At 63.4% G+C, this 12876-nt stretch carries 11 protein-coding genes; 6 read left to right on the top strand and 5 right to left on the bottom strand.

Features of this window, described 5'->3' with window-relative positions; translation table 11 throughout:
* Positions 1-20: 20 nt before the first annotated feature.
* Positions 21-479, top strand: a complete 459-nt coding sequence (locus F8237_RS26065; RefSeq protein WP_151649103.1) for a cupin domain-containing protein — start codon at positions 21-23, stop codon at positions 477-479.
* A 9-nt stretch (positions 480-488) separates the two neighbouring features.
* Here F8237_RS26065 and F8237_RS26060 read toward each other — a convergent pair whose 3' ends face one another.
* The 4 genes from F8237_RS26060 to F8237_RS26045 all read right to left on the bottom strand — a co-directional run bounded on the left by F8237_RS26060 (position 489) and on the right by F8237_RS26045 (position 5887).
* Entirely contained in the window at positions 489-1739 is a 1251-nt protein-coding gene (locus tag F8237_RS26060; protein ID WP_151649102.1) for a flavin-dependent oxidoreductase, read from the bottom strand.
* A 55-nt stretch (positions 1740-1794) separates the two neighbouring features.
* Positions 1795-4146 carry a bifunctional salicylyl-CoA 5-hydroxylase/oxidoreductase gene (locus tag F8237_RS26055; protein ID WP_151649101.1) on the bottom strand — a complete coding sequence of 784 codons (2352 nt, stop codon included), beginning with the start codon at positions 4144-4146 and terminating at the stop codon, positions 1795-1797.
* Between the two features lie 99 nt (positions 4147-4245).
* Entirely contained in the window at positions 4246-5082 is an 837-nt protein-coding gene (locus F8237_RS26050; RefSeq protein WP_151649100.1) for an enoyl-CoA hydratase family protein, read from the bottom strand.
* Between the two features lie 43 nt (positions 5083-5125).
* Entirely contained in the window at positions 5126-5887 is a 762-nt protein-coding gene (locus F8237_RS26045) for an SDR family NAD(P)-dependent oxidoreductase (RefSeq protein WP_151649099.1), read from the bottom strand.
* Between the two features lie 199 nt (positions 5888-6086).
* Between F8237_RS26045 and F8237_RS26040 the strand changes: the two genes are divergently transcribed.
* The 5 genes from F8237_RS26040 to F8237_RS26020 are packed head-to-tail and all read left to right on the top strand — an operon-like array spanning position 6087 to position 11814.
* On the top strand, positions 6087-6902 hold the full coding sequence (locus F8237_RS26040) for an alpha/beta fold hydrolase (protein ID WP_151649098.1): 816 nt from the start codon (positions 6087-6089) through the stop codon (positions 6900-6902).
* 12 nt (positions 6903-6914) lie between these two features.
* The gene (locus F8237_RS26035; protein WP_151649097.1) at positions 6915-8204 is read left to right on the top strand and encodes an acyl-CoA dehydrogenase family protein; all 1290 of its coding nucleotides are present in this window, start codon (positions 6915-6917) and stop codon (positions 8202-8204) included.
* Positions 8205-8206: 2 nt separating this feature from the next.
* Entirely contained in the window at positions 8207-9733 is a 1527-nt protein-coding gene (locus F8237_RS26030) for a class I adenylate-forming enzyme family protein (protein ID WP_151649096.1), read from the top strand.
* Positions 9730-10818, top strand: a complete 1089-nt coding sequence (locus tag F8237_RS26025; protein ID WP_151649095.1) for an NAD/NADP-dependent octopine/nopaline dehydrogenase family protein — start codon at positions 9730-9732, stop codon at positions 10816-10818. The genes F8237_RS26030 and F8237_RS26025 overlap by 4 nt, the downstream gene beginning before the upstream one ends.
* A gap of 3 nt (positions 10819-10821) precedes the next feature.
* Positions 10822-11814 carry a 3-hydroxybutyryl-CoA dehydrogenase gene (locus F8237_RS26020; protein ID WP_151649094.1) on the top strand — a complete coding sequence of 331 codons (993 nt, stop codon included), beginning with the start codon at positions 10822-10824 and terminating at the stop codon, positions 11812-11814.
* On the opposite strand, the gene F8237_RS26015 is transcribed toward F8237_RS26020, so the two are convergent.
* Positions 11811-12857 (bottom strand): 2,5-dihydroxypyridine 5,6-dioxygenase NicX family protein, encoded by a 1047-nt coding sequence (locus F8237_RS26015; RefSeq protein WP_151649093.1) that lies wholly within the window; start codon positions 12855-12857, stop codon positions 11811-11813. The two genes, F8237_RS26020 and F8237_RS26015, sit on opposite strands and share 4 nt — an antisense overlap.
* Between the last annotated feature and the right edge of the window lie 19 nt (positions 12858-12876).

The following is a 12876-nucleotide window of genomic DNA, read 5'->3' as shown; positions in this document are numbered from 1 at the left end:
CGCGTTAAAGGGAGAACTGCATGAAAAGTGAGATCACCGGCATCACGCGGGCCAACGAGGGCATTCAGGGCATTTCCTGGAACATCCTCGGCCAGACCTACGTGCCAAAGAGCAACACCGAGCACAGCTTCTCCTGGCACGCGACCTTGCCGCCGGGCACGTTCGTGCCGCCGCACATCCATCCCGACCAGGATGAGTATCTCTATATGCTGGAGGGCAAGCTCGATTTCGTGCTCGGCAACTCCGAGGCGCAGGCGACTCCGGGCGACCTGATCCGGCTCGGCATGGGCGTGCCGCACGGTATCTTCAACAAGTCGGAGCAGACCGCGAAGGTGCTGTTCTGGGTCTCTCCGACCAAAAAGCTGTTCGATCTGTTCTGGGGCCTTCACAACATGAAGGAACAGAAGCCGGAGGACGTGGTGGCGATGGCCGCCGAATTCAACATCCACTTTCTGCCGCCGCCTCCCGGCGCCGGCTAGCAACTCACGTCAAGCGCGCACTGCCGCAAGTCCCGGCACCGCGGCGAACCCGGCCTTGGTGGCGTAGCCGCGCACGATCGCCTCGCGCTGGGAATAGCTCAGGACGTTGTCGACATTGTCAAAGCCGTCGGGCGCGAGCTGCTCGACGGCGTCGATGACGCCCTCGGGGCCGCCACGCCGATTGGAGCGGACGATGTCGGCCGTCATCGGCAGGCGCTTCTTCTCGTATTCCATCAGCGCCTGACGCGGGTGCTCAGCGCGCACCAGCGCATCGGCGAGGCAGCGCGCGTCGAGGATCGCCTGCGACGCGCCGTTCGAGCCGACCGGATACATGGGATGCGCGGCATCGCCGAGCAGCGTGACGCGCCCGGACGACCAATAGGGCAAAGGATCGCGGTCGCAGGTTGGATATTCGTAGAATTCGGGTGTCGCCGAGATCAGGCTCTTCACGTCGATGTAGGGCACCGAAAAGCGCGCGACGTGCGGCATCAGTTCCTCGCGCCGGCCCGGCCGCGACCAGTCCTCTTTCCGCGGCGGCGGCGCATTGCCCTCACCGACCTTTACCAGCACTGCCCAGTTGGTGAGGCGGCTGGCGGGACTGGATCCTTCCGCAATCGGATAGATCACCACCTTGGCGTTGAGGCCACCGGCCACGATCATCGATTTACCAGTGAGGAACAGCGGCCAATCGCGCGCACCGCGCCACAGCATCAGGCCGTTCCAGCACGGCGGACCCTCGTTCGGGAACAGCGTGTCACGGATACGCGAATGAATGCCGTCAGCACCGATCAGAATGTCGCCGCGCGCGGTGTGGATGTGCGCGCCGGCGCGATCGAAGAAATAAGCGGTGACGCCGCCCTCGTCCTGCGTGAACGCGCCGAGCCGGCAGCCGGTGTGGATCGCTTCCGGCCCGAGCCGCTCCTCGACGGCACGATGGATGACACCCTGGAGGCGGCCGCGGTGGATCGAGAATTGCGGCACGTCGTGGCCGGCGTCAACGCCGCGAGCTTCGCGCCAGACCTCCTGGCCATGGCGGCTGAGGTAGTAGAGCTGGTCGGTGCGGATCGCGACGTCATCGAGCTTCTGCAACAGGCCGAGGCTGGCGAGCTCGCGCATCGCATGGGGCAACGTGTTGATGCCGACGCCGAGCTCGCGGATAGTGTCCGCCTGCTCGAAAATCTCGCAACCGATGCCGCGCGAACGCAGCATCAACGCCGTAGTCAGACCACCGATACCGCCACCGACGATAATCGCCTTCATCGCCCTCAACTCCACTCAAAACACGCCAGGCAACGGGTTAAGGTCGCACAGCCGGTTACTCCGCCGCAAGCGGCTTTGTCGCCTCCGCCTTCAGTTCGGCCCGCGTCCTGGGCTTAGCCTTAATTCTCAGCTCTTCGAGATCCTGCCTGTCGCGCACGCTGTTGCGGAAAATCTGGTCCTTGCCGGGCAGATATTGCGGCGGGCAGAACGCCCCGTCCGCCCCGTACCAGGCCGCCGCCTTCATGGTGAAGAACGGATCGACCAGATGCGGCCGCCCGAGCGCAACGAGATCTGCCCGGCCAGCGGCCAGAATGGTATTGGCCTGATCCGCCGTCGTGATGTTTCCGACGCACATGGTGGCGACGCGCGCCTCGTTGCGGACCTGGTCGGAGAATGGCGTCTGGAACATGCGCCCGTAGATCGGCTGTGCATCGCGGACGGTCTGGCCGGTCGAGACATCGACGAGATCGACGCCAGCCTCGGCAAAGGCGCGCGCGATCGCAACGGCGTCATCGCCGGTGATGCCACCGTCCGCCCAATCGGTCGCGGAAATGCGGACCGACATCGGCTTGTGCGACGGCCAAACGGCGCGCAGTGCCTCGAAGATCTCGAGCGGGAAGCGCAGCCGGTTTTCGAGCGAACCGCCATATTCGTCGGTGCGTGTGTTCGTCAGCGGCGAGATGAAGCTCGCGAGCAGATAGCCATGGGCGCAGTGCAGCTCGAGCATATCGAAACCACAGCGCTCGCCGCGCTCAGCCGCTGCGACGAACGAATCCCTCACAACGCTCATGCCGGCGCGATCGAGCTCGCGCGGCACCTGGCTGTCCGGAAAATAGGGCAACGGCGAGGCCGAGAACACTTCCCAACCGCCCTCGTCGAGGGGACGATCGATGCCATCCCACATCAGCTTGGTCGCGCCCTTGCGGCCGGCATGGCCCAGTTGCAGGCAGATCTTTGTAGCCGAGTTGGCGTGGACGAAATCCACAATGCGGCGCCAAGCGGCTTCCTGCTCATCGTTCCATAGCCCGGCACAACCGGGCGTGATCCGGGCGTCGCGGCTGACGCAGGTCATTTCCGTGAAGATCAGGCCGGCGCCGCCGATCGCGCGCGAGCCGTAATGTACCAGATGGAAGTCAGTCGGCACGCCTTCCTTGGCGGAATACATGCACATCGGCGACACGACGGTGCGATTGGCGATCTCCATCTCGCGCAAGCGAAACGGCTGGAACAGCGGCACCACCGGCTTGTCGGTGTTGACGTCGAAGCCGTTGCTGTGAACCTGCCTGGCAAACGACTTCTCGACCTCCGCCACGAAATCGGGAGCGCGGAGTTTCAGATTGTCATAGGTGATCGCCTTCGAGCGCGTCATCACGCCGAAGGCGAACTGCACCGGATCAAACTCCCAGAAGCGGTCGACGTGCTCGAACCAGACCAGCGAGACGTCGGCGGCATGCTGCGTCTTCTCGACTTCCTCGCGCCTTCCGTGCTCGTAGACCTCCAACGCGGCCGGAATGCCGGGCGCTCTCTCCATCGCCTCAGCCAGCGCGATCGCATCCTCCATCGCCAGCTTGGTGCCGGAGCCGATCGAGAAATGCGCGCTCGCCTTGGCATCGCCGAGCAGTACCATGTTGTCCTTGACCCAGCGCTTGCTGCGGATCATCGGGAAGTTGCGCCACATCGAGCGGTTGGTGAGCAGCTTATGCCCATCCAGGAACCAGCCGAAGATGTCGGCCATGCGCCCGGCGGACTGGGTCTCGTCGAGCCCCGTCAACCCCGCGCGCTCGAACGTTTCCGGATCGGTCTCGAAAATCCAGGTCGAGTGCCCCGCCTCGTACTGATAGGCGTGGGCGATGAACGGGCCCCACTCCGTCTCCTGGAAGATGAAAGTGAAGGCATCGAGCGGCCTGGTCGAGCCCATCCAGGCGAACTTGTTGGAGCGGAGATCGACCTCGGGCTGGAAATGATCGACATACTTCTCGCGGAAACGGCTGTTGATGCCGTCGGCGATCAGAACGAGATCGGCATCAGCGAAGCGGGATTCGTCATCGATATCCACTTCGAAATGCAAGCCGACACCGAGTTCGCGCGCCCGCTCCTGAAGGATCAGAAGCAGCTTCTGCCGCGAGCAGCCACAAAAACCGTTACCGCCGACCCGGTGGACGGTGCCGCGGAAATGCACGGCGATGTCGTCCCAATAGGCGAACTCCTGGGTGATGCGCTGGTAACTCGGAAGATCGTGTTTCTCGAAATTATCGAGCGTCGCATCGGAGAACACGACGCCGAAGCCGAACGTGTCGTCGGCACGGTTGCGCTCATACACGGTGATGTCAGCGCCAGGGCGCTGCTTCTTGAGCAGGATCGCTGCGTAGAGACCCGCAGGTCCACCACCGATGATCGCGACTTTCATGGGAGCCTCGCCAATTGACCCGGCGGAAATTATTTTAACCCTAAAATAATTTCGCGCAAGTCCTCGTCGCTGGCTGGGCTGCGATCAAAGCCCGCTGACCTAGTCGCCCCTGAATACCGGCTTGACCTTGTTGGCGAAGGCTTCGAAGGCGCGCTCGAAATCGGCCGTCGTCATGCACAGGGCTTGGGCAACGGCTTCCGCCTCGATCGCCTCTTCCACCGACATCGCCCATTCCATCGCCAGCATGCGCTTGGTCATAGTGTTGCCGAAGGTCGGGCCGTCCGCGACCTGTTTGGCCAGCAACTGCGCCTGAGGCAGCACCTGCTCAGGCGTGACGATGCGGCTGAAGAAGCCCCAGCGCTCGCCCTCCTCCGCGGTCATGAACCGGCCGGTGTAGAGCAGTTCGGAAGCGCGGGACTGTCCGATGATCCGCGGCAGGATCGCGCAGGCGCCCATGTCGCAGCCGCCGAGACCGACCTTGTTGAACAGGAACGCTACCTTGGCGCCGCTGGCCGCAAGGCGCATGTCCGAGGCCATGGCGATGATCGCGCCGGCACCAGCGCAAATGCCCTCGACCGCCGCCACGATCGGCTGCGGGCAGGCCCGCATCGCCTTGACGAGATCGCCGGTCATCCGCGTGAACGCCGTCAGCCCCTTGGTATCCATCTTCACGAGCGGGCCGATGATTTCGAACACGTCGCCGCCGGACGAGAAATTGCCGCCGGCACCGGTGACGACGACAGTCTTGACCGCATCGTCGAACGCGCAGGCGCGGAAGAAATCCGTCAGTTCCCGATAGCTCTCGAAAGTCAGTGGATTCTTGCGCTCGGGACGATTGAGCGTCACGGTGGCAACACCGTCGACAACGGCGAGCAGGAAATGCTGCGGCGAATAGTCTGCCAGCGGCAGCGTCACGGGATTGGCTGGTCTGCTCATGCGATCTCCTTGGCTTCCATGTTCCGTGCCTGCGCCGTATGCGCTAGATTTCACCACCGGCCACGGCAATTGCCTGCCCGTTGATCGCGCTGGCCCCCGTCCCGCACAACCAAAGAACCGCGTCTGCCACCTCCTGAGGTTTGACCAGCCGTCCTTGCGGATTATGCTTGGCCAGTTCGGCGATTGCCTGCTCGCGGGTTCGTCCCGTCTTCTTCATGATATTTTCGATGCTGCCGGCGACGAGATCAGTATCGGTAAAGCCAGGACAGACCGCATTCACGGTCACATTGGTCCCCGCCATCTCGAGAGCAAGCGAACGCACCAGACCGACCACAGCGTGTTTGGCGGCGCTGTACGCGCTGACATAGGCATAGCCCTTCAGGCCCGCGGTCGACGCGACCGCGACGATGCGGCCATAAGGACGGTCCTTCATCCCCGGCAACACAGCATGGACGGCGTGGACCACGCCCATGAAATTGACGTCCATCATGCGCGCAAACAGCGCACTATCCGATTTTGAGAACGGTGCGGATTCGGCACTGCCCGCGTTGGCGACCAGGATATCGATCGGCTTTCGCGCATGCGCTTCGGCCACCGCGGCCTTCAGCGCAGCTTCATCCGAGACGTCCGCGACGGCCGCAAAGTGCGCGGCTCCCGCATTCACCGCCTCTTCGAGGGTTGCGGCATTCCGCCCAAGCACCGTAACCGTGGCGCCAGCTCCAGCCAAAGCCGCTGCAATCGCACGACCGATGCCGCGGCCGCCACCAGTCACCAGTGCGTGCGGCGTATGCGGCAATCCGGACATGCGCTGACTCCCTGACGCAGTTGCGGGTCTATGCTTCGGATATATTTTAAACTTCAAGCTTTTGCAACGAAGCGTCCGCCGAACCACCGCAAACAGACAGCGCCGAAGACCGGCCTGAAAATTGCTTTAAGTATAAAATTATCTCTTCCCATCGCCCGCAGGCCTGTTAGCATCGCCGGGCCGAGCAAAAGGATGTCGCGTGTCGCAGCCTGCGCCAATGATAACAAAGGACGGACGCTTCGCCTATGAAGCTGCGGGCGAGCCGGGCGCGATACCTCTGATTTTCCTCCATGGCATCGGCGGCGCGGCGCGGGCCTGGCGGCAGCAGCTTGCCACCTTCGGCAACCGCTTCCGCGCAATCGCATGGGACATGCCGGGCTATGGTGGATCTGCACCGCTCACCAGCGTCAGCATCGCTGCCCTGGCCAATGCCCTTCAACAATTCATCGAGCAAATCGGCGCAGCGAAACCTATTCTGGTGGGGCATTCGATCGGCGGCATGATCGTTCAGAAGTGGCTAGTGCAATCACCGGGACTTGCACGAGCGGTCGTGCTGGCACAGACCAGCCCGGCCTTTGGCAAAGCCGACGGCGACTGGCAGAAATCGTTCATCGCCGCACGGCTGGGGCCGCTCGATCGCGGGGAGACGATGAAGTCGCTGGCCCCTTCCCTGGTGAAGGAGCTCGTCGGTGACAATCCCGATCCGAAGGGGATGGAGCTTGCGCGCGAGTGCATGGCAGCCGTGCCTGAGGCGAGCTATCGCGCCATGATGCTCGCCTTGATCGGATTCGATCAGCGCAGCACGCTCAAGGACATTTCCGTGCCGACGCTGCTGCTGTCCGGCTCAAAGGACAACAATGCGCCCGCACCGATGATGGCTAAGACGGCGACCTACATTCCTTCGGCCCAATATGTCGAGCTGCCCGGCGTCGGCCACCTCGCCAACCTCGAGCGTCCCGATGCATTTGACGAGGCTCTTGGCCGATTCCTGAACTCCGTCACGACCAACGCGTAAGGTGACTGCGCAATGACCATGCAAGTCAGCAAGAACATCAGTACAACCGACAAGATCGCGCTGGATACACCGATCTTCGACCCCGTCGCATTCCGCTTGAACGACGAGCAGGCCGGCATCATCACGCGTGCACGAGAGATCGGTCAGAGCGTATTCGCCGGTCGCGCAGCCACCTACGATCGCGAGGCGGTCTTCCCGAGCGAGAACTATCGCGACCTGCATCGCGTCGGCCTGCTCGGCATCGCCGTCCCCAAGAAGCACGGCGGTCTTGGCGCGGACTACCAGATTTACGCGTTAGCAGCCGCCGAGATCGGCCGCTATTGCGGTGCAACTGCGCTCACCTGGAACATGCATGTCTGCTCGACCTTGTGGTCGGGTCCCCTCGCCGACGATCTCGATATGGACGCGGAGACCCGTGCCGAGCATGAGCGGCGACGTGCCGTCCACTACAAGCGCATCGTCGAGGACGGCGCGATCTATTCGCAACCGTTTTCGGAGGGCGGCGCTGCGGCTGCGGGTGGCGTTGCCTTCGGCACGGAAGCAAAGCCGGTCGCGGGCGGCTGGATCGTCAACGGGAAGAAGATTTTTGCATCGCTGTCCGGCCACGCCGACTATTACGGCGTGCTCTGCACCGAGATCGAGGAGGGCGAGAAGGCCTCGCGCCGCAACACTCTCTACCTCGCTATCGCCGCGAAATCGGAAGGTGTCTCTGTCGTCGGGGACTGGGATCCGCTCGGCATGCGCGGAACGGTCTCCCGGACACTTCTGTTCAAGGACGTGTTCGTACCGGAGAATTCCGCGCTGATGCCGCGCGGCGTCTATTTTCAGGCCGCGATGCGCTGGCCGCACATGTTCCTGACGCTGTCGCCGACCTATATGGGCCTTGCGCAAGCCGCCTACGATTTCACCGTGCGCTATCTGCGCGGCGAGGTTCCGGGAATGCCGCCGGTCAAGCGTCGGATGTATCCGACCAAGCAGATCGCAGTCGCGCAGATGCAGATCAAGCTCGAGCAGATCAAGGCAATCTGGTTCCAGTCCGTGACCGAAGCCTGCGCCAATCCGAGCAAGGAGCAGGTGCTGCGCGCCTATGCCGCGCAATATTCGGTGATGGAGGGTGCCAATGAGCTGGCAGCGCTCGCGATCCGCACCTGTGGCGGTCAGGCCATGCTTCGGTCGCTGCCGCTCGAGCGCATCTATCGCGACAGCCGCTGCGGCTCGCTGATGTTGCCCTGGACGGCCGAGCTCTGCCTCGACCGGATCGGCCGCGAGGCGCTGTACGAGGCCGGCGAAACGGACGACTGACGGTGGATCTCTGTAGTCTGATCGATCGCAACGCGGCCTTTGCGCCAGACAAGACGGCCATTTCCTTCGAAGGAGAACGGCTTACCTACGCCGAATTCGCAGCACGCATCGGGCGGACTGCAACGGCCTTGAAGGAAGAGCTCGGCGTCGGCCGCGGCGACCGCGTCGCGATCCTGAGTTTGAACCGGCCGGACTATCTGGTTCTGCTCTACGCGTGCGCGCGACTCGGCGCGATGCTGGTGCCGCTGAACTGGCGACTCGCCGTCGTAGAGCAACTCTTCATTCTCACCGATGCAGGCGCCAAGGTGCTGGTGCTCGAGCAGGCATTCGAGGGAGTTCTTCCCGGGCTTGCGCCGGGAACAGCCGTCATCGGGCTCGATTTCACGCCGCCTCACGGCGCGACATTCGAGGCTTTGCTGGCTCGCAGCGAAGGCAACAGCCGCAACCCGCATACCGATCTCTCCTGTCCGCTGCTCATCGTGTACACGTCCGGAACGACCGGGCGTCCGAAAGGCGCGGTGCTGCGCCAGGAGGCGTTGTTCTGGAACGGCGTCATGAGCCAGCACATGCACAACATGACGTCTGACGATCATGTTCTGACGGTATTGCCGTTCTTCCATGTCGGCGGCCTCAACATCCAGACTACCCCGGCGCTCCAGCTGGGCGCGACCGTCACGATCCACGCCCGCTTTACGCCGGACACCGCGCTCGCGACTATCGCGCAAGAACAACCGACATTGACGGTTATGGTCCCAGCCATCATCCAGGCCGTGAGCGAGCATCCGGCCTGGGCAACCGCAGATCTCTCTTCGCTAAAGGCCGTTGCCACCGGCTCGACGATCGTACCGCCTCATCTGATCGACCGTATCGTCTCGCGCGGAGTGCCGGTGCTCCAGGTCTATGGTTCGACCGAAACCTGCCCTATAGCGGTTTACACGCGGCTGGGCGGCGATCTTTCGCGCATGGGATCGACCGGACTTCCGGGCCTGTGCTGCGAAGCGAAGGTGATCGACCAGGCCGGGACTGAAGTGCCCGCGGGCACGCCCGGCGAGATCTCGGTACGAGGCCCCAACGTGTTCTTCGAATATTGGGGCAATGCGGAAGCCACGCGCGACGCGCTGCACGACGGCTGGTATCGTACCGGAGATATCGGCTTGTGCGACGCCGACGGCTATTTCTGGGTCCGCGACCGCAAGAAGAACATGATCATTTCCGGCGGCGAGAACGTCTATCCGGCCGAGGTCGAACGGGTCCTGCTCGAGCATCCCGATGTCAGCGAATGTGCCGTGATCGGCAGGCCGGACCCGCGCTGGGACGAAGTGCCGATCGCCTATGTGATCCGGCGATCCGGGTGCAGGCTCGAGGCGGAGGAGCTGAGAGCACATCTTCAGGTCCAGCTCGCCCGTTACAAGATTCCGCGCGACATCGTCTTCGTGACCGACCTGCCGCGCACGGCGCTGGGAAAGGTCCAGCATTTCCTGCTGAAGCAGCTTGATGCGCAGGCGCGCGCGCAAGGAGAAGCATCTTGAAGATTGCGGTTCTGGGTGGGGGAAACGGCTCTTTCGCGGCCGCGGGCGATTTCGCGCTGTCGGGGCATGAGGTCCGGCTATGGCGCCGCGATGCAGAGGAGATCGCAGCGCATCGCGCCGCCGGCTCGCGCATCCTGGTGAAGGACCACAACGGTCGTCACGACGTCAAGCTGGCGCTGGTGACGACAGATATCGCTGAGGCCATCAGCGGCGCCGAGCTGATCCTGTGCCCCGCCCCTGCTTTCGCACAGTGGGACATTGCGCGGATCCTTGCGCCGCACCTGCGGGACGGACAGGTCGTGTTTCTGCCACCTGCCACATTCGGCTCGATGATCTTCGCACAAGCTGCGCGGGATGCCGGCAATCGCGCCAAAGCGAGCTTTGCGGAAACGGGCACGTTGCCCTGGCTGACCCGCAAGCACGGGCCGTTCGAGGTCGCGATCACGATCCGCGCCAAGCGATTGCCGGTCGGCGTGTTTCCGCTCGATCGGGCGCCGCACGCGCTCGAGGTGATCGGACGCGCGTTTCCGGATGCGATCGAGCCGTGCGGAGACGCGCTGTCCGGAGCACTGATGAACGCGGGCCCCATCATCCATCCGCCGCTGATCGTGATGAACGCCGGGCCAATCGAACATTTCGAGCGGTGGGACATTCACAAGGAAGGAACGCAAGCCGCGATCCGGCGGGTTACCGACGCGCTCGACGCCGAGCGGATCGCGGTGCGAGAGGCGCTCGGCTACGGCGCGCCACATTTTCCGCTCGCTCACCATTACGCCAAGGAAGGCGAGATCTGGATGTATGGCCGCGGCTCGCATGACCGACTGACCGATTCCGGCGATTGGCGCGAACGCATCGTGCTGACCGAGCACCGCTATATGCGCGAGGATCTGCGGCTGGGGCTTTCGCTGCTGGTTTCCGTCGCTGGCCTTGCAGATGTGGCCACGCCGCTGGCAACGGCGTTTCTGGCGATCGGCGGCGCGGTCTGCGGGGAGGATTTTGCGCAAGGCGGCCGAACGCTTCAGACGCTGGGGCTTGGCAATCTCGACAAGGCGGAACTGCAGACGCTTCTTTGCAAAGGGTTCTGACTGATGACCACTCGCGCCAACATCGCCTGTCTCGGGGCCGGCCGCATGGGGCGCGGCATCGCCGTCGCGTTCGCTTACGCAGGCCACCGGGTCACCATGATCGACGTCAAGGCTCGCTCCCCGGAAGACTTCGCCAAGCTGGAGGCGGACGCGCTCGGCGAAGCCAGGAAGACCTTTGCCAGCCTGTCCAAGCTTGGGCTGCTGGCCGAGGCAGACGTCGAACCGCTCATCGCGCGGGTCTCGGTGGTGCCCTCCGGTCAAAGCGGTGCGGTGCTGGCCGAGACCGGAATGGTGTTCGAAGGCGTTCCCGAGGTCGTCGAGTTGAAGCGCGAGGTGCTGGGAGCTGCTTCAAAGCAGGTCGGACCGGACACGGTCATCGCATCGACGACATCGACCATTCTCGTCGACGACCTCTCCGGCGCGATCGAAAACCCACGCCGCTTTCTCAACGTGCATTGGCTTAATCCCGCTTATCTAATCCCTCTGGTCGAGGTTTCACCAGGCAAAGCGACCGATCCCGCCATCATCGACGAGGTCAAGGTGCTCCTCGAAGGCATTGGCAAAGTGCCGGTGGTCTGCGCAGCGACGCCCGGCTTCATCGTTCCACGCATCCAGGCGCTGGCGATGAACGAGGCCGCACGCATGGTCGAGGAAGGCGTTGCAAGCGCAGAGGAGATCGACAAGGCTATCCGCTACGGCTTTGGCTTCCGCTACGCCGTGCTGGGGTTACTCGAATTCATCGACTGGGGTGGCGGCGACATCCTGTATTACGCCAGCCGCTATCTCGAAGGCGCGCTCGGCAGCGACCGCTATCGCGCGCCGGACGTCATCGCACGAAACATGCAGGAAGGACGGATCGGCCTGCGAACGGGTGCAGGCTTTCTTGATTATTCCGGTCTCGACGTCGATGCCTATCGGACAAAGCGGCTTCAGTCCATGGTCGACCTGCTCCGCCACTTCGACCTGGCTCGCCCGCCGGTGCTCGATCGCAGCTAGCCGAAGACGTCCTGAAGCACGCCTTCGCGAACGACCGCGACGCCATCGAGCTCGATGGTCGTTCCCATCATCGGCAAGTCGAAATGGCCGGCCGTATAGCGGCCGGCGAATTCATTCGCGCCGGTCGAGAACAGGAAATTGCCGGAGACGGCTCGGATCTCCGTGCCGTTGGTGTCGCGCTGATCGTACATCGACAGCGCCTCGTAGCGCGCACCCGGGTTCATGCCGAAGCCGACATGCGACACCGCATAGGCCTCACGATCGCCCCAGGCGGCGAGATAGGCGCGCATCATCGCTGCATCCGTCCCGTCGCCTTCCAACTCGACGACGTAATCGTCCTTCAACGTCATCTTGACCGGCGAGGTCAGATAGCGCTTGAAGGTCAGGTTGATGTCGCCGGGCGCCATCACCAGCGTGCCGTTGATCGTTCTGCTCTTGGGGAAGCTGACGACGATACCGCCGGGCCAGTGCGCCAGCGTGCCGGGCTTGTCAGTCCAGCCCCACACGCCGACTGTTGAAGCACCGACCATGTCGACATCGAGCGCGGTTCCGGCCTTCGAGGTGACGCGCATGCGCTTGGTTCCGCGCAGCATCTTCGCCGCTGCCCTTACACGCTTCTCCAGCGCGGGATCCGGAACCATCCGCTCCAACGCCTCCGGATGTTCGTTGGAGATTACCAGGATCCGCGCGCCAGCCTTAAGGATTTCAGGCGTCTCCACCGCATGCATCAAGCCCTCGATGGTGCAATCCACCACGAATCCGGCCTGCTGAAGTGCGGTGATGACCGGGCCAAGCCGCTGGATCGCCTCGCTTGCTCCGGTCGAGCGAACCGGAACGATATTCCGGTTCCGCGGTGTCGGCATCACCACGTGAAACGGCCGCGCCCCCATCCGCAGCAGCGCGAGCTCTGCCAGATGCACATTCAGTGCGCGCGACTGGGTCTCCGAGAGGATCGCTGCGGTATCGCCGGCCTTGACGGCACAACGCTCAAAAATCTCGCAAAATGCGTCGATCCATTTGGCCTCGATGCGATCCGCCAGCATGTTTCACTCCCCGGTCTTG

The organism is Bradyrhizobium betae (assembly GCF_008932115.1).
GTDB lineage: Bacteria > Pseudomonadota > Alphaproteobacteria > Rhizobiales > Xanthobacteraceae > Bradyrhizobium > Bradyrhizobium betae.
This window is presented reverse-complemented; position numbering and strand designations above follow the sequence as displayed.

Bases quoted from the DNA above. Each gene is read 5' to 3' on its own strand.
- F8237_RS26045 (WP_151649099.1), bottom strand. From the start codon at position 5,887: ATGTCCGGATTGCCGCATACGCCGCACGCACTGGTGACTGGTGGCGGC.
- F8237_RS26055 (WP_151649101.1), bottom strand. From the start codon at position 4,146: ATGAAAGTCGCGATCATCGGTGGTGGACCTGCGGGTCTCTACGCAGCG.
- F8237_RS26065 (WP_151649103.1), top strand. From the start codon at position 21: ATGAAAAGTGAGATCACCGGCATCACGCGGGCCAACGAGGGCATTCAG.
- F8237_RS26020 (WP_151649094.1), top strand. From the start codon at position 10,822: ATGACCACTCGCGCCAACATCGCCTGTCTCGGGGCCGGCCGCATGGGG.
- F8237_RS26015 (WP_151649093.1), bottom strand. From the start codon at position 12,857: ATGCTGGCGGATCGCATCGAGGCCAAATGGATCGACGCATTTTGCGAG.
- F8237_RS26060 (WP_151649102.1), bottom strand. From the start codon at position 1,739: ATGAAGGCGATTATCGTCGGTGGCGGTATCGGTGGTCTGACTACGGCG.
- F8237_RS26050 (WP_151649100.1), bottom strand. From the start codon at position 5,082: ATGAGCAGACCAGCCAATCCCGTGACGCTGCCGCTGGCAGACTATTCG.
- F8237_RS26035 (WP_151649097.1), top strand. From the start codon at position 6,915: ATGACCATGCAAGTCAGCAAGAACATCAGTACAACCGACAAGATCGCG.